This window comes from Clostridium sp. (genome assembly GCF_016650035.1).
Taxonomy (GTDB): Bacteria; Bacillota; Clostridia; order Clostridiales; family Clostridiaceae; genus Clostridium_AD.
In genome coordinates this window covers 1-20,930 of the sequence record NZ_JAENWM010000053.1, presented here as the reverse complement: position 1 = coordinate 20,930, position 20,930 = coordinate 1, and the positions used below count along the sequence as shown (strand labels likewise).

The 20,930-nt window shown below is 30.3% G+C and carries 26 protein-coding genes; 24 read left to right on the top strand and 2 right to left on the bottom strand.

The annotated features are described in order from the left end of the window. Window positions 1–32: 32 nt before the first annotated feature. The 9 genes from JJD95_RS12875 to terL all read left to right on the top strand — a co-directional run bounded on the left by JJD95_RS12875 (window position 33) and on the right by terL (window position 6,780). A complete protein-coding gene (locus JJD95_RS12875; protein ID WP_291643432.1) occupies window positions 33–830 on the top strand; it encodes a virulence-related protein in 798 nt (265 codons plus the stop codon). 212 nt (window positions 831–1,042) lie between these two features. Next, the gene (locus JJD95_RS12870) at window positions 1,043–1,243 is read left to right on the top strand and encodes a hypothetical protein (protein WP_291643431.1); all 201 of its coding nucleotides are present in this window, start codon (window positions 1,043–1,045) and stop codon (window positions 1,241–1,243) included. Between the two features lie 82 nt (window positions 1,244–1,325). Beyond that, on the top strand, window positions 1,326–1,721 hold the full coding sequence (locus tag JJD95_RS12865; protein WP_291643430.1) for a hypothetical protein: 396 nt from the start codon (window positions 1,326–1,328) through the stop codon (window positions 1,719–1,721). Window positions 1,722–1,786: 65 nt separating this feature from the next. Continuing rightward, window positions 1,787–2,422, top strand: a complete 636-nt coding sequence (locus JJD95_RS12860) for a transposase (protein WP_291643429.1) — start codon at window positions 1,787–1,789, stop codon at window positions 2,420–2,422. Between the two features lie 169 nt (window positions 2,423–2,591). After that, window positions 2,592–3,440 (top strand): tyrosine-type recombinase/integrase, encoded by an 849-nt coding sequence (locus JJD95_RS12855; RefSeq protein ID WP_291643428.1) that lies wholly within the window; start codon window positions 2,592–2,594, stop codon window positions 3,438–3,440. Then, window positions 3,434–3,556 (top strand): hypothetical protein, encoded by a 123-nt coding sequence (locus JJD95_RS12850; RefSeq protein ID WP_291643427.1) that lies wholly within the window; start codon window positions 3,434–3,436, stop codon window positions 3,554–3,556. Before JJD95_RS12855 ends, JJD95_RS12850 begins: the two co-directional genes overlap by 7 nt. A 50-nt stretch (window positions 3,557–3,606) precedes the next feature. After that, window positions 3,607–4,551, top strand: a complete 945-nt coding sequence (locus tag JJD95_RS12845) for a Kiwa anti-phage protein KwaB-like domain-containing protein (RefSeq protein WP_291643426.1) — start codon at window positions 3,607–3,609, stop codon at window positions 4,549–4,551. Between the two features lie 11 nt (window positions 4,552–4,562). Beyond that, a complete protein-coding gene (locus tag JJD95_RS12840; RefSeq protein ID WP_291643425.1) occupies window positions 4,563–5,204 on the top strand; it encodes a hypothetical protein in 642 nt (213 codons plus the stop codon). After that, entirely contained in the window at window positions 5,197–6,780 is a 1,584-nt protein-coding gene (gene terL / locus JJD95_RS12835) for a phage terminase large subunit (RefSeq protein WP_291643424.1), read from the top strand. The genes JJD95_RS12840 and terL overlap by 8 nt, the downstream gene beginning before the upstream one ends. 73 nt (window positions 6,781–6,853) lie before the next feature. Here terL and JJD95_RS12830 read toward each other — a convergent pair whose 3' ends face one another. Further along, window positions 6,854–6,994, bottom strand: coding sequence for a hypothetical protein (locus JJD95_RS12830; RefSeq protein WP_291643423.1), 141 nt, complete (start codon window positions 6,992–6,994; stop codon window positions 6,854–6,856). A 108-nt stretch (window positions 6,995–7,102) separates the two neighbouring features. Here JJD95_RS12830 and JJD95_RS12825 point away from each other — a divergent pair, with 108 nt between their 5' ends. The 14 genes from JJD95_RS12825 (at window position 7,103) to JJD95_RS12760 (ending at window position 18,511) form a co-directional block, all read left to right on the top strand. Then, a complete protein-coding gene (locus JJD95_RS12825; protein ID WP_291643422.1) occupies window positions 7,103–8,422 on the top strand; it encodes a phage portal protein in 1,320 nt (439 codons plus the stop codon). Between the two features lie 17 nt (window positions 8,423–8,439). Continuing rightward, window positions 8,440–9,207, top strand: coding sequence for a minor capsid protein (locus JJD95_RS12820; RefSeq protein WP_291643421.1), 768 nt, complete (start codon window positions 8,440–8,442; stop codon window positions 9,205–9,207). A 198-nt stretch (window positions 9,208–9,405) separates the two neighbouring features. Further along, complete coding sequence (locus tag JJD95_RS12815) at window positions 9,406–9,564, top strand: hypothetical protein (RefSeq protein WP_291643420.1); 159 nt, start codon at window positions 9,406–9,408, stop codon at window positions 9,562–9,564. A 101-nt stretch (window positions 9,565–9,665) separates the two neighbouring features. Continuing rightward, complete coding sequence (locus JJD95_RS12810) at window positions 9,666–10,250, top strand: DUF4355 domain-containing protein (protein ID WP_291643419.1); 585 nt, start codon at window positions 9,666–9,668, stop codon at window positions 10,248–10,250. Window positions 10,251–10,271: 21 nt separating this feature from the next. Beyond that, the gene (locus JJD95_RS12805; RefSeq protein WP_291643418.1) at window positions 10,272–11,255 is read left to right on the top strand and encodes a major capsid protein; all 984 of its coding nucleotides are present in this window, start codon (window positions 10,272–10,274) and stop codon (window positions 11,253–11,255) included. 11 nt (window positions 11,256–11,266) lie between these two features. Further along, window positions 11,267–11,536 (top strand): Rho termination factor N-terminal domain-containing protein, encoded by a 270-nt coding sequence (locus JJD95_RS12800; RefSeq protein ID WP_291643417.1) that lies wholly within the window; start codon window positions 11,267–11,269, stop codon window positions 11,534–11,536. A gap of 3 nt (window positions 11,537–11,539) precedes the next feature. Beyond that, window positions 11,540–11,848 (top strand): phage head-tail connector protein, encoded by a 309-nt coding sequence (locus JJD95_RS12795; RefSeq protein WP_291643416.1) that lies wholly within the window; start codon window positions 11,540–11,542, stop codon window positions 11,846–11,848. Further along, the gene (locus tag JJD95_RS12790) at window positions 11,841–12,110 is read left to right on the top strand and encodes a hypothetical protein (protein ID WP_291643415.1); all 270 of its coding nucleotides are present in this window, start codon (window positions 11,841–11,843) and stop codon (window positions 12,108–12,110) included. Before JJD95_RS12795 ends, JJD95_RS12790 begins: the two co-directional genes overlap by 8 nt. Before the next feature lie 11 nt (window positions 12,111–12,121). Continuing rightward, window positions 12,122–13,273 carry a hypothetical protein gene (locus JJD95_RS12785; RefSeq protein ID WP_291643414.1) on the top strand — a complete coding sequence of 384 codons (1,152 nt, stop codon included), beginning with the start codon at window positions 12,122–12,124 and terminating at the stop codon, window positions 13,271–13,273. Window positions 13,274–13,359: 86 nt separating this feature from the next. Continuing rightward, a complete protein-coding gene (locus tag JJD95_RS12780; protein ID WP_291643413.1) occupies window positions 13,360–13,548 on the top strand; it encodes a hypothetical protein in 189 nt (62 codons plus the stop codon). Window positions 13,549–13,584: 36 nt separating this feature from the next. Then, window positions 13,585–15,204: a recombinase family protein gene (locus JJD95_RS12775; RefSeq protein ID WP_291643412.1), complete on the top strand. Its 1,620-nt coding sequence runs from the start codon at window positions 13,585–13,587 to the stop codon at window positions 15,202–15,204. A gap of 376 nt (window positions 15,205–15,580) precedes the next feature. Next, window positions 15,581–16,555 carry an SMEK domain-containing protein gene (locus JJD95_RS12770; protein ID WP_291643411.1) on the top strand — a complete coding sequence of 325 codons (975 nt, stop codon included), beginning with the start codon at window positions 15,581–15,583 and terminating at the stop codon, window positions 16,553–16,555. After that, complete coding sequence (locus JJD95_RS12765; protein WP_291643410.1) at window positions 16,542–16,769, top strand: ABC-three component system middle component 6; 228 nt, start codon at window positions 16,542–16,544, stop codon at window positions 16,767–16,769. The genes JJD95_RS12770 and JJD95_RS12765 overlap by 14 nt, the downstream gene beginning before the upstream one ends. Next, complete coding sequence (locus tag JJD95_RS12760; RefSeq protein ID WP_291643409.1) at window positions 16,754–18,511, top strand: DUF2326 domain-containing protein; 1,758 nt, start codon at window positions 16,754–16,756, stop codon at window positions 18,509–18,511. Before JJD95_RS12765 ends, JJD95_RS12760 begins: the two co-directional genes overlap by 16 nt. Before the next feature lie 633 nt (window positions 18,512–19,144). Here the strand turns inward: JJD95_RS12760 and JJD95_RS12755 are convergent. Beyond that, window positions 19,145–20,098, bottom strand: a complete 954-nt coding sequence (locus JJD95_RS12755; protein ID WP_291643408.1) for a recombinase family protein — start codon at window positions 20,096–20,098, stop codon at window positions 19,145–19,147. A 301-nt stretch (window positions 20,099–20,399) separates the two neighbouring features. Here JJD95_RS12755 and JJD95_RS12750 point away from each other — a divergent pair, with 301 nt between their 5' ends. Then, on the top strand, window positions 20,400–20,858 hold the full coding sequence (locus tag JJD95_RS12750; protein ID WP_291643407.1) for a hypothetical protein: 459 nt from the start codon (window positions 20,400–20,402) through the stop codon (window positions 20,856–20,858). Window positions 20,859–20,930: the final 72 nt, after the last annotated feature.

Below are 20,930 nucleotides of genomic sequence, written 5' to 3'. Positions count from 1 at the left end.
ACTCAACAAACACAATTTGGAGGGGTTTTTATATGGATAGAAAAGAAATTGTAAAAGTATTAGGTGAGCATTTTGAAGTGAAGCCACAGTATATGGGAGCACCAAGTTTTGCATACCAAATAGAAACAGCAGAAGGAATTATAAATATTGATAGAGAAGGTAAGATTATAAATTCAAAAGGTGAGGAATTAAAACTTGAAGTATTATTAAATGGAACTGTTGAAGAAGAAATAATTAAATCTAATGAGCAGGGACAGAAAAAAGAAACTGTTACAGAGCTTAAAAACACAGATACTAAAATAGTAATTCCAATGGAAGGTCATACAGGAGTTTCACTGAGAAACCTTGTGCATATGATTTACAGCAAACAAGTACTCATAAAAAAAGCATTAGGGCTTACAGAAGTTATTATTAATGAGGATTTTATAACTGGTATTAATGAATCAAGTATTGAAACTTTAGAGGATTTTAAAACAACCATTGCTAATATGAAAAACGAAAACTGTAAAGGGATTGAGTTTGATTTTAATAATATGAGCATTGGCTTTAAATTCTTACATGAAAAAGCTGATGCTGAAAAAATAATGGTATATACTCAATTTGCAGAATTATTAAGCAAAACCGCAAAAAGCTTAAAGTATGCTTCAGCAAAAGTGAGTCTTACTGATAATGATAAATTCAGCATGAGGACTTGGTTAATAAGACTTGGAATGATTGGTGATGAATATAAGATGGCTAGGAAGATATTGCTTGAAAGGTTAGTAGGCAATGGAGCTTTTCGAAGTGGAAGTAAACCTATAGAGAAAGCTGAAGTTGTAACTGAAGAATGAACTGGGGAGCAAATAAGCTTCCCTTTTTCTTGCGTTGTGAGGGCTTGTGTTGCAATATACATTGGAAGGTAGTGCTAATACTCGACCTTCTTATTTAGTCGCAATGTGGGCGAAGGTATATAATCGTTTAGTCGGTATAAATATAAACTTTACTTTTAGATTGGTTCAGAGCTAATGTGTTAGCTAGCACAATTATGAAAGGTGGAGTATATATGAAAACTGAATATTTGATTAAGGAAACCTTGAAAGGCTTACTTGCTACAGGTAAGGAAAAAATATGTGTGGCTGGAGAAGATGATGCCAAGGAGGATTTGAAAAGGCTGAGGGAAGTATATGAAGACTTGGTTATGTTTTGGGGATTAGATGAGAACTTGGTTGATGAGTTTGATGAAAAGATTGGAATAGTGAAGTAGTAAGATGGGGCTGATGAAGCTCCTTTTTAAGCTTGTATATATCTTTTTTTTGATATAAAATCATCAGTAAAGGGGTGGTAAAATGAGCATAGATTTAACAGCTACTAAATTTAAGAATCAGTATGAAAAAATGTCTCTTAATTCTCAGGTGATTTTAAGTAAGCTAATAGTTGAATGTGACCAAAAATTATTAAATCATAATTCAACTGATACTCCAGATTATAGGTTTTTTATAGAGCATACAGGAAAAAACAGTAAACTTAATTATTGCTTAATAAAGCTAAAAACAAGAGAAGATTTAATAAAAATCCATTTGAGAACAGATGGATATAACATTCTACAAAATGATAAAGTAAAAGTTTATAGGTTAGACAAACATACTTATAATGGAAAAGAGTGGTATGAAGTAATACTAAAAAGTGAAGAAGAAATAGAGATAGTTGTAGATTATATAATGCAGGTTTATAGAAATATATAGAAATTTAAATTAGTATTGAGCCAGTAATATGGCTCTTTTTTACGTTGAAAGTTGGAGGTGCGGTGATGACTAGGAAAGGTATTCCTAATAAAACAAATAAATATGCAACAGTAATACAGCCACGACTTTTGGAGATTCAGAAATGGTGTGAAGAAGGTCTTACAAATGATATTATATGCCAAAGGTTAGGCATACCCGAAAGTACATGGTATGATTGTCAAAAAAATAATGCAGTATTATTAGAGTTAGTCCATGCATCGAAGTCTGTTATCGATACAAAAGTTGAAAACGCACTTTTAAAAACTGCTCTTGGATATGAATATGAGGAAATAAAAACAGTAATTGAAGAGGATAAAAATGGAAAGAAAAGGACAAGAATTGAGAAAACAAAGAAGTATATGCCTCCTAACCCCACTGCACAAGCATTTTGGTTGAAGAACCGTAAACGTGATGAGTGGAGCGAAAGGAAAGAAATTATATTTGATACAAAGGCTCAAGAGGAAGAAAGAAAAAGGTTGTTCCTTAATATGATAAATGATGAAGTAGTAGATGCAGATTATAATGTTGCTGATGAAACTGTAATAGAAGGGATAGAACCTACCGTTAATATTATGGAAGAAACAGAGGAAGGATTTGTTGATGAATTGGTGAATACCGTTTATAATGAAGGTAAAGATGGATTTGTAAAAACTGGAGCATAACTAATAAAGATTATGTATCCAGTTTTTTTATAGATAAACGCCTTTTTACCCTTCAAGAATGGCTTAAAACCGTTGGTTAATATCACAAACAGATAGCATAATCGCAGTTATGTCTTGAGTTTAATCACCTTCAGAGGTATCATGTTACCAATGAAAGAAGGTGTTCTATATGAGTTATATCAACGGTTTTAAGGAATATTTACAGGCAAAGGATAAAAGTATAAATACTGTTTCCTGCTATGTTAGGGATACGAAGGTATTTATTAATTGGTACGAAGGAAGAACGGATGCAGGCATTGAAAAGGTTATTGAGTTGGACTTGGTAGAATATAAAAAGCATTTGCAAGGTTCAGGTGAAGCAGTTATTACAATCAACCGTAAGCTTGCAAGTATCAATGCATTTTTAAAGTATTTGAAGCAAAAGGATATTATAAAGGAAGTAATGGCAGTCGGAGTTATAAAGGATAAGGATAAAAAGCAATATAAAGGGCTTGAAGATAAGGAACTTTGGAAACTAAGGAATGAAATACACCGCTCAGTCAATAAAATGCATATATGTATTATAGAAGTATTGCTTCAAACAGGCATAAGGGTTTCAGAATTGGTGGGTATAAAGCTGAATGATATAAAGATATCTGATAGAAAGGGAAGTTTGCAGGTTATTGGTAAAGGTAATGCCAAGAGAACTGTACCCTTAAATAAGGATGCAAGAAAAGCCATTGAGAAATACCTTGAAGTAAGGCAAGCTGATGGATCAGATTACTTATTTATAGGACAACGAGGAGCAATTAAAAGGAATGCAGTCAACCTTATACTTGAAAGTTATGGAGATAGGCTTCAAATCAAGGTTACACCGCATATGATTCGCCATACACTTGGATATAACCTTGTAAGAAACAACACTCCTATAACAACTATTCAACAGATTTTTGGTCATGAGAGTATAATTACTACAAATTTATATACAGCAACACCTGAAGACGATAAAATAAAGGCACTTGAAGGCTTGGAGTGGTAGAAACCATTCCTTTTTTTACTGACTTGAATGGAGGGGCACTTCTATGTGGAGAAAATGACCCATCAGTAAAGGTTGCAGGAATTTTTGCAATAAATTTTATAGATTTACAGAACTAGTTGCAGGGTATATTATTATATTGAATAATAATATTGGGGGGTATACTGTAATGAATGAGAATAAAATTTTGAGCGAACTAATACCTAAATTTGATAATAAAATAAATCCATTTATTTTGATTTTTGATAAAAGTGAAAGAAAAGATAAATATAAAACACATCAAGTTAATTTTGAGGAAGAAGTTTCTAAAGACATTGCAAAAATATATTTACAAACAATGCTTAAAATATTAAAAACAACAGAGATTGAGAAATATGATTTTGAGTTAAATAAAAAAGATACAATACAAAAATTAGAAATGAAATTAGTAATAGAGTCAGATAATATTAAATTTAAAATTAAAAAAGAAGAAAGTACTCCTTTCATAAATAGAAGCACTAATTTTAAAATATTTGATTTTGTTGTTATACAATTTTACTTAAAAGAAAAGGATGAAATAAAGATTTTAACAATATATTCTAAATATAAACAACCTGCAAATAAATTCAAGAAATCATTTAAATATTGTTTTTTAGATGATGAGATAAAAAAATTGGACTCTGATATTTTGTATTTTGATGGTCTAGTTGATGCTTTTGAAATTGATAACAATTATTATATTATAAATGAAAATGCATTTAGTAGTATATTTGATTTCAAAGAAGGCTTTAACAAAATCATTGAAAACAAGCGTTCAGATATAGTGAGTAGAGGATTTGTTGATAATCCAAATGAATTTATAAACGATTGCAAAAGTGATGGAAGATACAATAAGAGATTGTGTAATGTTGTTGAAAGTGATGCTTTTGAATATATAGATAAGGGAAAACATAAACTTCCAGAGTTTTTCAAGAAATTTAAAATATCATTAAAATTAGATAAAAACAATATAATTAAGTATAGAGGTAAAGAGGATATTGGAGAAATATTAAACATTCTTATGAAACGTTATGCACAAGATGGGTTATTAGAGAATAGAATGATAATTAAGGGAGTTGAAGAATATATTAGTTAAACCTAAAGGAGATGATTAAAATTTTAAAGAAAATATTTTTATTGCTTTCTTCATATATACCATTATATATTTTGTTAGTAGGAAAGGAAATTGTACATAGAATTGAATTATATATTAGTTCAGGAACTGATTTTAATATTAACAAAATAGTATGGTTAAATAGTTTTGCAGATTGGATGGTTACAATTTTAGTCGCGATTAGCTTTGTATTGTCAGTGGCATTAGTTATACTCATAAAGAGGTCAAAAAAATCAGGGAAAGATAGTTATTTTATAGTTGAGATCGAAAATGAAACTGACAAACATTTTTATAACTATTTAATGTTATATTTTTTACCATGTATAGGATTATCTATAAGTAGCATTACGGATATGTTTATTCTAGTAGCTATAATGTTTATAGTAGGAATAATCTATGTAACTAATGATTTAATTTATATTAATCCAATGCTAGTATTTGGAGGATATAAAGTGTTCACTGCAAAAGTAAGGTACATTGGTAATAGTGAGAATGACACTATAAAAAAAGTAATAATAAGTAACTATTCTGATATTGAAAAATTAAAAGGGAAACTGGTCAAATTAGTAAAAAGTAGCACAAAATATACTTTCTGTTATTATAGTTCTCAGCAGGATGAGTTGATTGATGAATAATCAAAATAAACTTTTACACCATTATATGCAGAAATATTTCTCACCACAAAAAATAAAAGAACTTGCAGAAACATTCACGTTTTCAGAACTTCGTAAGTTGCTTGGTGAGATGGATATAGAATACTTTGCTCTCTGTTATTTCCCTAAATACTTTGACCGTAAGTTTGGGAAATTCCACAGGGAGCTTTTTACTGAATTAAAATATATGTTAAACAATAAAGGGTTGATTGAAGCTTTTGGACTCCCAAGGGAGCATGGTAAAAGTACAATTAACTCTTTTTTATTTCCGCTATACTCTACGCTGTACAATAAATCTCAATTCACATTAATAATATCAGCTACTGAGCAGATTGCAGTTCCGTTCCTAGACATGATTAAATCTGAACTTGAGGAAAATGAAATGCTAATTGAGGACTTTGGTATTCAAAAAGGTGCAAGATGGAATAATAATGAAATTTGGGTAAAGACAAAAGGTGGAATTGATTCATGCATAATGATTAGGGGAATTGATGGTTCTTTGAGAGGAATCCACTATAAACAGTATAGACCAACACTGGTTCTGTTAGATGACCTATTAAAAGATGATACCGCAAAATCAGAATCCAAAAGGGAACAGGTTAAAAATGCTTTCACTGATGTTATTATTCCGATAGGAACAAGGGATACCAATATTCTAATTGTTGGCACTATTTTAAATGAAGAAGATTTGATGGCAGATTTATTAAAAGGTAAAATCTCTGGGGTTAGAAGTATTAAAAAAGCTTCAATAATATCCTTTTCTGAAAGAGATGACCTTTGGGCAGAGTGGCAAATAAAATATAATGATTTACTAGATGAGGACAGGATTAAAACTGCCTTGTCTTTTTTTTATGCCCATAAAGAGGAAATGCTGAAAGGTACAGAAATTTTATGGAATGAATATTTGGATTATTATTATTTGATGTGCAAGAAACAGAGCATGGGGGAAAAGAGCTTTTTTAAGGAAATGCAGAATGACCCAAGGAGCACTGATGATTATATTTTTCAGAATATTAAATATTGGGACAGGCTTCCTGAATTTGATGAAATGGAATTGGTAATGTACATAGATCCTGCAATTAAAGCTGGAAAAAGGAATGATTATTCTGCCATAACTATCTTAGGAAGGCATAGGAAAACAAAGCAAATGTATATTGTTGATGGTACATTACATAAAGTGCTTCCAGATGATTTATTTCATGTGGTAGTAGAAAAATTAAGGAATTATCCTGTTGAAAAGATAGGCTTTGAAACAATACAGGCACAAAGTTATATGAAACAGAAACTTGAGGAGGAACTGTGGAAGAATAAAATTTATACTCAAGTAGAAGGTATTAATTCTAAAGGGCAGAAACATGAGAGAATAATTAGTCTTGAGCCTGACGTTAAGAATGGACATATTTTATTCTGTGCTGCAAATATCCAATATAACAATCAAGTTAAGGATTATAACAAGAATTGCAAACATGATGATGCTCCAGATTCACTTTATGGAGCAGTGCAGCTTATTCAAGGGGTTAAGAGTTTAAGGCTTTATGATAGGAGTCTGTTGTTTTAAATGTTATAAAAAATAAATAACCAAAACCCTTTTATATACAATGTTTTGGTTATTCACTAATTAAAGTATATTTTTAAGCTTTTGTAAACTCTACACCATTACATTTACTACAAGGTGGTAAAGTATCAGTAGTATCATCTAAGACAACAGGATGTCCACATTTAGTACATTTATAAGTACCTTTGCCAGGTTTTTCACCAGTTTTATAAACCATTTATACACACCTCCCTTTTAAGAATATTCTAACAATTTAATTTTACCACTTTGGCTATAATATTACAATTAATTCTATAATATAAAATAAAAAAAAGGAGATGTTAATTTGCAAATAAATGAAAATCTAATACTACAATGCTTAAGTGAACTAAACAATAATGCATTACATAAGAAAATCTACAAAGGCTACTATGAAGGAAATCACAGTATTTTAACAAATTACACCATGCAGGATAGTAGGAGCAATATGAAACTGGTGTTTAACTATCCAAGAAAGTTTGTAGATAATGAAGTGGGTTATCTTTTAGGGAAACCTGTAAATTATATTTCAAAATCTGATAATGGAAATATTATAAATGCTATAGATTTAAATACAAGCCATTGGGATAAAGAACATAATATAAATCTAAGAAAGCAATCTGAAATTTATGGCGAGAGCTATGAACTCAATTACATTAATGAAGATGGAGAATTTTCAGCCACAATACTGAATCCATTGAACTGTTATGTACTTGAGGATGGAACTTCTGAAAGAAATGCACTCCTGGCAATACATAAATTTACAAAGCAATTTGATACCAAAGAATATATGGATGTTTATACGGATACTCAAATATTGCATTATCAAATTGGAGAAGTAAGCACATCAGGATATATTTATTTAGAAAGCGGTCTTGTTTTCTTAGGGAGTCACAATCATATTTTTGGGAGAGTACCTGTACTTGTATGCCCTGCTAATTCCGAAAGGAAAAGTGGATTTCAAGATATTATTTCTTTATTTGATGCTTACAATGCGTTGAACTCTGACCTTGTTAACGAGATATCAGATCATAGAAATGCATACTTGGTTATTGAAAATGCAAAGCTTGAGGAAGAAGACCTTGGTAAAATGAAACAGATGGGTATAATACAAGTTCCTGCAGGAGGTAAAGTTTCATGGCTCACCAAAGATATAAACGATTCCTTTGTAAAAAATGAACTTGATAACATTGAAAGAAAAATCTATGATTTAAGTGACCAAGTTAATTTTAATGAGAATTGGGCTTCAAATACCTCATCATTGGCTCTTAGAAATAAGTTATTAAATCTTGAAAATAGAGTAAGTATGAGGGAAGCAATTATGGAAAAGGTAATTAAGCAAAGACTTAAGAACCTTTTTATTTTTTTGTCTAAAAAAGAAGGCAAGCTATATGATTACAGAGATATATCGGTGAAGTTCACAAGAAATTTACCTACAGATTTAACAGGACTTGCTGATGTTATAGTAAAACTTCAAGGAGTATGTTCACAGGAAACATTGCTTACATTGCTTCCGTTTGTTGAAAATCCTAAACTTGAAATAAAAAAATATAACTCAGAGCAGAAGAAAATAGATTTATGGAATGTAGATGTTAATCACGAAGATATTATAAAAAATCAAAATTAGAAAGGGGATAAATAAAAATGGACAAATTTGTTAGAGATGAGATAGTTAAAATTAAAGAGGAAATGATGGATAAGGCAAATGGTGATGTGGAGGAAATTAAGAAGGAATACAAGAAATATCTTCTCATATTAATTGCATTTGTAAGTGATTATTACAACAGGCATATTTCAAACGGTAAGATTAGCAATTTCAGAAAGAACATCATTTTGAATGATTTAGAGAAGAAGATTAAAGAGTATGCTCAGGAAATATACAATTTTCAATATGAGTTTATTGTAAATGACTTGAAGGATATTTATGAAGAAACCTATTTTAAAAATCTTGAGGTACTAAATGAAGTTAAAGGAATGGAGGTAAAAGGTGAACTAATCCCTGATGAAATAGAAGAAATAATTAATGCGAATTATCAAGGAAGTAATATTAAAGAAAGACTTCAAAACAACATTACTGAATTTGCAGAAGATCTTTATAAGAAGATTGATAGGGATATAGTAAATAGAAAAACATTAGATGAGATGATTACTGGTATATCAAAGACTTTTGAAATTAGTACATATGATGCTAAAGTGCTTTTAAATACAGAGCAGACTAGGATTTTTACATCAGCACAGGAAAAAGTATTTATAAATTTTGAAGTGGAAGAAATCATGTGGTGTGCGGATGTTTGTAGGAATACATGTATGTATTGTGAAGCTATGGACGGTAGAATATTCAAATTAAATGATGAAAATAGACCTACAATTCCTGCACATCCTAACTGCAATTGTTGCTGGATACCTATTTAATAAAATAGGGGTATTTTGTACGTATAACTTTCAAAGAGTGCTAATATACCAATTGAAAATTATAAGGGCTATAAAGTGAAATAGTGTAATTTCTAAAAAATATAATAATGCCATTAAACCTATATGAAACAGGGGGTTGGGGCGTTTTTTTATTTGAATTAATTTGCCCATTTTAGGGGTGTAGGAGGTGCAATTGTAGTGGCGAGATTGAGCAGTTCAGAGAAGGAAGATATGAGTTTCTGGATATATGATGATGGAAAGATATGTTATTGTAAAAAATGTGCAAGATGCTCTCATAAATGTAAACAAAGCTTTAGATGCATAGAAGTAATATGTCCTAAGTATTTAAGAAGATAATTTATTGTCCTGAGTAAGACATTAAACTGCTCTAAAATTATATAAAAAATTATGTGTGTTTGGGTACAAGGTCAGATGTGCAAATCGAAAGGGGAAAGATTATGACAATAGAAGAAGTAAAAAAATTTATTAATGAAAATAAGGAAAGTGGGGAGGTTAAGGCATATCTTCAGGGGTTAGTATCCGTTGAAGGTGTAAAAAAATATCTCTCCGAAAATGAGGATGGAAGGAAGTGGCTGGATTCTGAAAGAGATAAACATTTGAGTAAAGGGCTTGATACATGGAAAACTAACAATTTTCAAAAAGAAATTGACAGAAGGATAACCGAACTTTACCCAGCTGAAACTGATGAAAAGAAACAACTTCGGGAACTAAATTTAAAAATTGAAAAAATGGAATCTGAAAAGCAAAGGGAAGTATTGAAAAATAAAGCCCTTACAATTGCTTCTGAAAAGAAACTTCCTATTAATCAAATTATTGATTTAGTTATAGCAGGAGATGAAGAAACAACTGTTTCCAACATAAATAAATTTGAGGAGATATTTGGTTCTTCGGTGCAATTGGCAGTTGAAGAAAGACTCAAAACTAGTGGGTACACTCCTCCGATTAATGCTTCGGGGAATACTCAGCCTAAAGACCTAAATGAAGCATTGAAAAATTATTATACAGAAAAAAATAAAGGTTAAGTTGAAAGGAGATAAAATATTATGGCAATAACATTAGCACAAGCAAAATTAAACACTCAGGATGCAATACAAGCGGGGGTGATTGATGAATTTAGAAAGAGTTCTTTTATATTGGACAACATTGCATTTGATAATGCGGTAAGTCCAGGAACTAACGGAGCAACACTTACTTATGGTTATACAAGACTTATTACACAACCAACAGCGGCATTCAGAGCAATTAATTCTGAATATTCTCCACAGGAAGTAACGAAGCAAAGATATACTACTGAACTAAAGCCTTTTGGAGGTTCATTTCAGATTGATAGAATCATTGCAAACACAGGTGGTCTAGTAGATGAGGTTAATCTTCAAGTTGAACAAAAAGTGAAAGGAGCAAGAGCATTATTTCATGACACAATTATTAATGGTGATTCTGCTGTAGATGCTAATTCCTTTGATGGTTTGAACAAGGCAATTACAGGTTCTAGTACCGAGTATAATGCAGGTTCTTCAATAGATCTTTCCACATCAGTAGCATTGGATACTAATTACAAGCAGTTCTTAGATTTGATTGATGAATTTCTATCCAACCTTGACGGGAAACCTTCTTTCCTTGGTGGAAACTCAAAGTTAATTACTAAAATAAAGGCTGTTGCAAGAAGGGCAGGATATCTTACTCAGAGTGAGGATGCTTTCGGAAGAAAAGTGGATGCTTATGATGGTATTGTACTTATTGACCTTGGAGCAAAAGTTGGAAGTAATAACCCTGTTGTTTCTGTTGTGGATACCAGAAAGCCGAATGGTACAGATATAGTGACTGGACTTACAGACCTTTATGCAGCAAGACTTTCATTGGACGGTTTCCATGCTGTATCTCTTGCGAATCAAGACTTAGTAAAAATATGGCTTCCAGATTTTTTAACAAGTGGTGCAGTTAAAACAGGTGAAGTTGAGATGGTAGCAGCTGTGGCACTAAAGGCTACAAATAGTGCAGGAGTATTCAGAAATATAAAAATAGTGTAGGAGGTAAAAATATGGCGAAGATATACTCAAAGAATAAAAAATATAATGGTATATCCGCTGGAGTAAACTTTGTTAATGGGGTGGGGGAAACAGATGTACCTCACCTTATTTCTTGGTTTCATGAGAATGGATATACAATAGTTAAGGATAAAAACGAACCTATTAATTATGAGAATATGAATTATAAGGAGCTTGTTGAAATAGCCAAAGAGAAAGGTTTAAAAGGGACAGGGATGAAGAAAGTGGAAATTATTAATAAAATTAATGGAATGGAGGAATAACTTATGTTGGAGATTATAAAAATGTTACTTGGTATTGATATTTCATACACATTAAAAGATAATATCTTGAATCATTATTTGAATAAGGCAGTTAGTATTGTTTTAGGCTATTGTAATGTGGTTTCAATAGATACTAAATACAATGATATAGTAGCAGATTTTGCAGTTTATTTATATAAAAATAAAGATAGCGTTGGATATAAACAGAATACCGAAGGAGAAAGAAGCATTCAGTATGAAATAGGAATTCCAGCTAATATTAAACAAGCACTTCCACTTCCTAAAATCAAAGTTGGTGGTTGTGATGTTTAATGATACAGAAATTAAAATACTTACAAATTCAAATGCTGAATCATATATAAAAACTGAATATGGAGATATCCAGCCATTTTCAAAGAGCATATCATTTGAGGATGGCTTTGAAATTAATATAACTAAAAGAGGGTTTCTTGATATTGAAAGCAGTATTAATTTTAACAGTTATTTAATTATTGATGATAATAAATATAAGGTCATAGATATGAAAAAATGGGACAGTTACATTGAATTTTTTCTATACAGATGTAAAAGGTAGGTGTAAATATTATGCAGGATATTGATGGAATGATAGATTTTTTTATTTATGAAAAAGGTGAGAATATAAAAATAAATGGTGTTATGGAGACTGCATTAATTATAGATGTTACCGAGAAACTGAACTACTATGATGATAAAATAATTCGCGGTATAAGTGAGATTAAAACAGGAGATATAGTAGAATATAATGGTTTTAATTATTTAATTATCAGTCAGATTGATAAAGAAGAAAGTTCTTACAGGGCAAGAATAAGAAAATGTAGTTATAAAATATCATTTAACTGGAATGGCAATGTTAAGTGGTTTGATGCAATTGAGGAAAGTAAAGTTTTCGATATATCTTCAGGCACTTATCTTACCATATCAACAGGTACAATTAATATATTTTTTCAGAACAACGCCGATACGAGAGGAATAACTTTAGGTCAGAGATTTTATGTAACTAATCAGCCTTTTAAAGTTAGTGGGATTGATAAATCTCAAGATGGGATTATAAAATTATATTGTGATTTGGATTTAATAAGTACAACTTATGATGATGTTGAAAACAATATTGTAGATAGATGGAAATATGAAATTGGACATACATATATATTAATGATTAATAACGGAGACACAGCTAATGTGCTTCTTAATGATATATGCCTACTGAATATTACGGCTACAGATAATGGAACGGCTATAGTAAACCCTGCAATTACATTTACTTCAAGTGACACTAATTATGTTAGTGTAGATAATAATGGAAAAATAATGGGGATATCATTAGGACAATCATTAATAACTGCAAAATTCACTTATCATAATACAATTTATGATTCAATCACAATAAGCACTGTGGAAACTATTACACATAGTTATTTTATTGATATTACTGGAAGTACGATTTTAAAGATTGGTCAGAGTAGATCCTATGTTGACCATATATATGATAATGGTTCTGAGGTATTTGATAAATCAGTAGTGTGGTCTGTAAGAAATCAAGATGGTACAACTACAACTCCTTATTTAACAATAACTACAAGTACAGGAAATGGAGCTACAGTTAAAGCAACAAGCAACAGTGCATATATAAATAAATATGCTATATTGAAAGCTACTATTTCAGATGATGCAACATTATTTAAAGAATTTATAATACAAATCAAAAGTTTACTTTAACTATTTATATGGTTTGAGCAGGTGAAATATCTTGCTCTTTTTATTTTAAATTTAATTTTACAGAGTGAAAGGAGAAATGCTTATTTATGGGTGAAAATTACATAAATTATTTATTAGGTGTACATATATTAGAGGATTTAAAGGATAAAAAATTAATCTCTGAAAAAGAGTTTATTGCTATAGATAGCTTGAATAAAAAATCCTTCAAAGTGGCTGAGAATCAGTACTTTAACTTGATTAATTCACAAAGCAATTATAACATGAACGTACAATAAGAACATAAAATCAAAGGGGTTTAAGGAGGATTATTTATGGCAGTGCCAGCAAAGAAAAAAGTTGTTGAGGTTATTCCAATAAAGACATTTGAAGTTGTTAATGGCGAAGGTATAAAACAAAGGAAAAGAGTATGTGCCTATTGTAGAGTAAGCACGAATAGTGAAGAACAGCTTGATAGCTATGAAAACCAAGTAAGCCACTATACCCAATATATTCAAAACAAATCAGAGTGGCAATATGTAGATGTGTTTGCAGATGAAGGAATTTCAGGAACAGGTACTAAAAATAGAATTGAATTTTTAAGAATGATTAAAGATGCTAATGAAGGGAAAATTGATTTAATCCTTACAAAGTCAATTTCAAGATTCGCAAGGAATACAATGGATTTACTTAAATATGTTAGAGAACTCAAGGAAAAGGGAATAGCTGTATTGTTTGAAAAAGAGAATATAAATACTTTAGAAAGTAGTGGAGAAGTTTTTTTAACAATATTTAGTTCTATTGCTCAAGATGAAAGCAGGAATATTTCTGAAAACTCAAGATGGGGAATAGTTAAGGGGTTCAAAGACGGTAAAGTATTTTGTAATACCACAAGATTTCTAGGTTACGATAAAGATGAAAATGGTGAGTTAATAATAAATGAAAAGGAAGCTGAGCTAGTAAGGAGAATCTATAACGAATATCTCCAAGGTAAGAGTTATCAAAAAATAGCAGATGGACTTGTAAGAGATGGAATACCTACAATTACAGGAAATAAAAAGTGGTGGGATTCTACGATTACTGGAATGCTTACAAATGAAAAATATTGTGGGACTCTTCTACAGCAAAAAACTGTAACTATAGATTATTTATCACATAAAAGAGTTAAAAATAAAGGGATAGATGCTCAATATAGAATAGAAGATAATCATGAAGCTATAATTTCAAAAGAAGTATTTGAAAGGGTTCAAAATGAAAAGGAACGCAGGGCTTTAATGGTGGGAAATCTTGTAGGGGATAGAAAGAAATACTCTAGTAAATATCCTTTTAGTAGCAAGATAATTTGTGGAGACTGCGGAAGTACATTTAGAAGAAGAACTTGGAATAGTACAAATGCTTCAAAGAAAATAGTATGGCAATGTAAAACTTATATACAGAAAGGTAAGGATGTTTGTACTGCAAAATCTGTTGACGAAAAGGTATTAGAAAAAGCTTTTATAGATGTATTCAATAGACTTAAAGTTGATAATGAAGGATTTATTGGAACGCTAAGTAAAAATATAGAGAAGGTACTATCTCAAAGAGCCGAGAATACTGATTTAATTATAATTGAAAATAAGATTGAAGCTTCTAAAGAAGAATTAAAGGGGCTTATAAAACTTCAAACTAAAGGGCAAATGGATGAAGAAGTTTATAATGAAGAATATGTAAGACTTTCAGGAGAACTTGAAAAGTTAAGGCAGGAGAAGGGTAAGTCCGAAAAAGGTAATTTGAGTATTGAGCAATATAAGGTGAGAGTAGTTGAAATAATAAAGGTTATAAATGAGCAGGAAGGCTTACTCTCAGAATTTGATGAAAATATATTTAATGCGTTGGTAGAGAAGATTGAAATTCTTCAGCCAACGCATTTTGTTTTTGTGTTGAAGAATGGGATGAGAATGGAAGAGAAAATATAAAGTATTTGTAATAGAAATGAACTTGTTACGGAGTTTGAAGAAAGTTTGTTTATAGCCTTTATATATAAGAATACAAAATCAAGTAAACATTTCAACTTTGTGTTTGACCTTACAATTAAAATGGAAGTTGAAGTGTAGAAATATGATAATAAGAATTCTTAATATATTATATTATAATGTGTAAGCTTAGCCTCAAAATTGGTTTTGTTTTTAGCGTAAATTTTTCCGAATGAAGGTTGAAAATATAAGTATTATTTTAAATTTTAAGTTCAAATTAATGTCTTATATCACATATTTGAATAAAAATCAATGGAAATTTCAAATGAAGTATGATAATATTAAGTATATTTAACAAATGATAAAGGGGAGATACAGCATGATGAACAAAGAAATTTATCTTAAAAATGTAGCTGAAAGTCTTGCATTATTAAGTAAGCGAGTCGAACTGCTAAATGCTGTAAATCTTTATGATATAAATATTATTGCTGAGGATTTTTTTGCGGGTTTATTGAATTTAATATTTGATTATAAATTGAAAAATGTGAATGTTATAGAAAAGAATGCACCTGCTATTGATTTAATAGATGAAGAAAATAAAATTTCGATTCAAGTAACCTCAGATAACTCTAGCACTAAAATAAAACATACAATTAGTGAATATATTGATAATAAATCATATGATAAGTATGATAGGTTAATAGTACTAATTTTAACAAGAAAAAAGAAATATTCAGCATTATTCGATACTAATGATAAATTTGTGTTTAATAATGGAAGCGATATTTTGGATATAGAAGATTTGGTGAAATTTACAAGAGGATTGCAGACAGAAAAAATAAGAGAAATTAACGATTTCTTAGAAATGGAATTGTGTGAAAAGGTATATTCAGCGAAAAAGACACAAGCTAATGAGATAGACACAATTATAGATTTAATTGAGTACATATCTAAGCATAAGAAAGTAAAGAAAAAAATAGATGTAGAGGTTGATCCAGAGTATAAAATATTTAAAAGATTTAAGGATTTCGCTGAAAAATTGATATTAGAATATACTACATTGTATATTGTGTATGGTAATGCTATTGAGACAATTAATGAAACTATAGGAATAGATGAAGCACAAGATATCATAATAGTGTTCTATTTACAGGATATCAGTATGCATTTTCTAGATGAAACAAACGATAACCCAATTAAGGCATTAAATAAGTTAGTTGATTATTTTGAAGATAAGCTTAGTGTGAATGGAAAGAAATATGATAGGGCAGCCATTAAGTTCTATCTAATTAATGAAATGATAAAGTGTAGAGTATTTCCAAATGAAAGGGAGGAGTATAATGGTAGCAAATAGTAATAGTGTTAAATCATCAGTAATGTATATTGGTTACCTTATACTTAAGGAAATTAAGGAGAAGAATTCAGAAAAGGTATCCATATATGATATTTCAAGAGTTCTTAAGAAGAAAGGAATAAGCAGTAGTAGACAGCTGGTCTTAGGTCTTTCTTTCCTATATTCTGTTGATATAGTCGAGTTTGAGGAGGCGAATGTATGGATAAAGAAATAAATAGGATTCGCATTAACAGACTTTATTCAGAAAATAATATTTTTGATGAAATAGAATTTCATGATGGCGTAAATATTATTTTGGGTGAAAAATATGATAACTCAACAATAAAAGGAAGAAAAACAAATGGTGTAGGAAAATCTATGAGCATTGAGTTTTTGGATTTTTGCTTCTTGAGTGATTATGTAAGGTCTAGAATATGCAAAATACCTAAAGAAGTAGTACCTTTGGAAGAAGAGATAATGTTAGATTTAGAAATCGGAAAAGAAGAAATTACGATAAAGCGAAGCCGAAAAAACTCTGAACAACCAGTCATCATAAGAAATGGAAAAAAAGTTTCTTTTGAAAGATTAGATGACGCACGTAATTATCTAGCAGAATTAATTTTTGCAAAATTAGATGGAAATAGTGTTCCAAGTTTTAGAAACTTATTTTCAATACTTATGAGGGACGAACGTTCTGAATTTACTGATATATTAAAATGTCATGATTTAACTAAGCGTGTACCAGATGATTTGGCAGCACATTTATTTCTACTTGGAATGTCTATTGAGTCTTATAGAAAAAGTGTTAGGATAATTAAGGAGATTGAAAGTATAACAACTGTTATATCAAAGAATAAGAAAGAGTTAACAAATAACGGACAGAAAAAAATAGCTGATGTAAAGGCAGAATTAAATTCATTAGATGATGAATTAGTCAAAATGGAAGCTGCTATTGAAAGTTTTAAAAGTAATGAAGCATTTTATTCAATGGAATCAGAACTTTTAGAATTAGAAACACTACTAGAACAATTAAGAAAAAGGCAAAAGGCATTAAGGTATGATTATGATAAAATTAAAAGAATGCCAAAGCCAGAAGCAATAGATGATAGTGAGATTGAACTAGTATACAATCAATTTAAGAATGATTTGGGAAGTGCTATTGTTAAGTCTCTTAATGAAGTTGTTGGTTTTAAGAATAAGGTTGAAGAGTTTCAACGTATGCTTGTGAACCAGAAGGCAAAAGAATTAGAAATACAGCTAAATGATATTGCAGAACGAATTCGAATTTTAGATGATGAGTATTCTAGAAAAATGAAAATTATTGATGAAAAGGGTGTACTAAAGAATTTAAAAACTAGTTTAAAGATATATGAAAGTAAAAAGGATTCCTGTGCATATACGAAGTTTCTCTTTGAACAGTATGAAAAAAATGAGAAAACAAAGAAAACACTAAAATTGCATAAAACACAAGAAATACTACAAATAGATTCTAGTCTTGAAGAAAAAGAGGATACCATAAATAAGTTTATTAACACATTACTCGAGATTCATGAAGCTATTATGGGAAATAAGGAATGCTCATTTACAATTGAGACGGTAGATAATGCTAGAAACAAAATACCAGCTGAAATTAGTATGAGAATATATGATGATGGTAGTCGAAGTGTAAATAGAACCAAAGTGTTTATCTATGACATGGCATTGTTGTTTAACGATAATACAAGGGTGAGACATCCGTTATTTCTAGTGCATGATAATATTTTTGATGTTGATCAGGATACATTAGTTCAATGCCTAAATTATTTGAATAAACAGGAAGAAAAGTATCAAGATTTTCAATATATTTTAACTCTAAATAGAGACAAAATAGAAAACGAAGAACATATAAAACTAATAAAGATGGATATTGATAGCCATAGAGTAGCTGTGTATACAAAAGAGAAAAAGTTTTTGAAAAAGAATTATCAGGAAATGTAGTAACTGAGCCATTGGATTTGATGGCTCTGTTGTGTATGAATACTCATAAAGAAGGCGGTTTCGCAATTAATATAGTGAAGTATAGCAGACGGATAGTCCTAAACTACTGAGTGTTTAAAAGGGATATAACTTCATAATAAGGTAAATAATATCCTTTTTAAGCAGTCAAGGCACCTTGTTAGTGGAAACATATCAAAAAATAGAGGATTGTGCACCTTTTAGCGGAAACCCCATACAATTTAGCGATAATAAAATTAATTCCTTCATTAAAATAGTCGCTAAATTGTATCAAAATCATAGTTATTAGACATAAGAAAACAACAAGTTTGATACAATGGAAAACCCTTGAATTCAGGGGTTTTTATTGTTTTTTGGATAAAATACAAGCTGTAATTCGAGACTTAAATCATAAAAACTTGGATTAAATCCAAATAAATGCACACCCCCTATGAAATCTAGTGTAGGGGGTGTGCATTTTTAGTAGGGGGTGTGCACTTTTTAGCACTAATAGAAAGCTAGTGTTTTAGGGGATTTGAGTGTGATTACGAAATAAATGCAGCCTTTCTCTCAGCAACCACTGTCTGATATAAAATTTAGCCTACTTATCATTGGTTTCTGTTATTGTTGATCTTTTCATACTGTAGTGAGTATTCTGCGAGTCACGTTATCTTCAACTACTTGAATATTGCTACGTCTTATTTTTTTCAGCTGAACTTTATCAAATAGCTCCTGTGAAATAATAGGTGGGTGGCAGTCCATTGATAAGTATTTCTGAAATTCGCCTTTGTTGATTTTTCTGTTATTGTTAGGATATTCAAGGCCATAAGTTTTCCCAACCACCACATTGCCCGTGTATTTTTCATTTGAAAGTATTGTATCAACTGTACGCTTGGCCCAATGATCTTTGCCAGTTGGAGAATTTATACATTCTTCTTTAAGGTAACGAATTATTGCTAGAATGCTATATCCACTAAGATATAACTCATAAATTTTTTGTACTACTTTGAATTGATCTTCATCTATAACAATATTTCCATCATAAGCATTAATATACCCATAACACTTGCGATTATAAAATTTTGAGTTTCCAGTCTCAAAGCCACGCTGAATACCCCACCTAATATTTTGACTTCTTGATTCACTATCAGCTTGTGCCACTGCGTTGAGAATAGATAATAGAAAAGTCTTACTTGTCTCTGAAATACTAATGTTTTCAACCTCAAAGTACACATCAACAAGCAGGCTACGCAATTTATTTATCACATCTAGTGTATCCACTGTATTGCGTCCAAAGCGACTTACTGATTTGGTAATTATTAAGTCAATTTTGTGGTCATAGCAATCTGAGAGCATTCTTTGGAATTCTATCCTGTCGGTAGTATTTTTCCCGGATTTAATATCTGCATATACATCAACAAGTTCCCAATCAAGGTGCCGCTTAACCATCTGTTTATATTGATGGATTTGGTTGTTAAGGCTTTCTATTTGGTCAGCATGTGCCGTGCTGACTCTGCAGTATATTGCTACCTTCACTTTTAGCATGAGATGTATTCTCTCAATTTTTGTGACTTTTCTTTCATTACTCATTTTCGCATCATTCCTTTAAAAGTATTGAAAAGATAAAATTTCCCTACTTGTATATTTCTCATATGAAAATTTCATCCAATATAATGATTATTGCCAAAATGTATTAAAATAATTAGCCTAACCATCTCACTTTGGAATTAGATTTATATTTAGGTTATGTTGAAGAGTAGTATTGAAAATCATACACACCAATTATAGCCAATATTATCCTTTTGTTGTATAATGGAGTTAATTCGGACATGTAGTAAAATGCGAAACAAAGGTTATTTATATTTTCTGTAGAAATTAGGGAGGACTTATAATGAGTAAAAAACAAAATTTATTATCTCTTGCTATCAAAGGAGTTTTGTACATTTATCTACCTGTCATCTTGTTACTTTATATTATCTATGAGGTAATTTTCAAAATAGACATGATTTTCTCGTGGAATATAATAATTATCTATGCAGTTATGATAGGTATTTTGACAGCAAGAAAGTATGCTCAAAAAACAATAGAGCAAGATGTTGAGGATTTTAGTAGTATGAAAAGCTCAATAATTAAAGGAAGATGGGAAATTATTGAACAGAATGAAAATAGACTAATTGTAAAACCCACATTTGACTTTCCACTAAGATTATTAATTGATGACAATGTGGAAATTGATTACTCTGAAAAAAAGGCCATTATTAAAGGTCCATGGTATTATGCTAACATTATTGTAAATGGTTATTTCACAATTCAACAGTTGCATTTAAATGTAGCAATTAAGCCATTTTAGCTTAACTCATATAAAAATTATAATGAACTAAAATGAACAGATTGCATTAATTATTTTGACGAATTTTTGACG

Coding starts and splice junctions, on each gene's coding strand:
- JJD95_RS12805 (WP_291643418.1), top strand. CDS start 10,272: ATGGCAATAACATTAGCACAAGCAAAATTAAACACTCAGGATGCAATA.
- terL (WP_291643424.1), top strand. CDS start 5,197: ATGAATAATCAAAATAAACTTTTACACCATTATATGCAGAAATATTTC.
- JJD95_RS12820 (WP_291643421.1), top strand. CDS start 8,440: ATGGACAAATTTGTTAGAGATGAGATAGTTAAAATTAAAGAGGAAATG.
- JJD95_RS12800 (WP_291643417.1), top strand. CDS start 11,267: ATGGCGAAGATATACTCAAAGAATAAAAAATATAATGGTATATCCGCT.
- JJD95_RS12840 (WP_291643425.1), top strand. CDS start 4,563: ATGATTAAAATTTTAAAGAAAATATTTTTATTGCTTTCTTCATATATA.
- JJD95_RS12755 (WP_291643408.1), bottom strand. CDS start 20,098: ATGAGTAATGAAAGAAAAGTCACAAAAATTGAGAGAATACATCTCATG.
- JJD95_RS12845 (WP_291643426.1), top strand. CDS start 3,607: ATGAATGAGAATAAAATTTTGAGCGAACTAATACCTAAATTTGATAAT.
- JJD95_RS12855 (WP_291643428.1), top strand. CDS start 2,592: ATGAGTTATATCAACGGTTTTAAGGAATATTTACAGGCAAAGGATAAA.
- JJD95_RS12770 (WP_291643411.1), top strand. CDS start 15,581: ATGATGAACAAAGAAATTTATCTTAAAAATGTAGCTGAAAGTCTTGCA.
- JJD95_RS12830 (WP_291643423.1), bottom strand. CDS start 6,994: ATGGTTTATAAAACTGGTGAAAAACCTGGCAAAGGTACTTATAAATGT.
- JJD95_RS12780 (WP_291643413.1), top strand. CDS start 13,360: ATGGGTGAAAATTACATAAATTATTTATTAGGTGTACATATATTAGAG.
- JJD95_RS12810 (WP_291643419.1), top strand. CDS start 9,666: ATGACAATAGAAGAAGTAAAAAAATTTATTAATGAAAATAAGGAAAGT.
- JJD95_RS12870 (WP_291643431.1), top strand. CDS start 1,043: ATGAAAACTGAATATTTGATTAAGGAAACCTTGAAAGGCTTACTTGCT.
- JJD95_RS12865 (WP_291643430.1), top strand. CDS start 1,326: ATGAGCATAGATTTAACAGCTACTAAATTTAAGAATCAGTATGAAAAA.
- JJD95_RS12760 (WP_291643409.1), top strand. CDS start 16,754: ATGGATAAAGAAATAAATAGGATTCGCATTAACAGACTTTATTCAGAA.
- JJD95_RS12750 (WP_291643407.1), top strand. CDS start 20,400: ATGAGTAAAAAACAAAATTTATTATCTCTTGCTATCAAAGGAGTTTTG.
- JJD95_RS12765 (WP_291643410.1), top strand. CDS start 16,542: ATGGTAGCAAATAGTAATAGTGTTAAATCATCAGTAATGTATATTGGT.
- JJD95_RS12860 (WP_291643429.1), top strand. CDS start 1,787: ATGACTAGGAAAGGTATTCCTAATAAAACAAATAAATATGCAACAGTA.
- JJD95_RS12790 (WP_291643415.1), top strand. CDS start 11,841: ATGTTTAATGATACAGAAATTAAAATACTTACAAATTCAAATGCTGAA.
- JJD95_RS12785 (WP_291643414.1), top strand. CDS start 12,122: ATGCAGGATATTGATGGAATGATAGATTTTTTTATTTATGAAAAAGGT.
- JJD95_RS12875 (WP_291643432.1), top strand. CDS start 33: ATGGATAGAAAAGAAATTGTAAAAGTATTAGGTGAGCATTTTGAAGTG.
- JJD95_RS12775 (WP_291643412.1), top strand. CDS start 13,585: ATGGCAGTGCCAGCAAAGAAAAAAGTTGTTGAGGTTATTCCAATAAAG.
- JJD95_RS12795 (WP_291643416.1), top strand. CDS start 11,540: ATGTTGGAGATTATAAAAATGTTACTTGGTATTGATATTTCATACACA.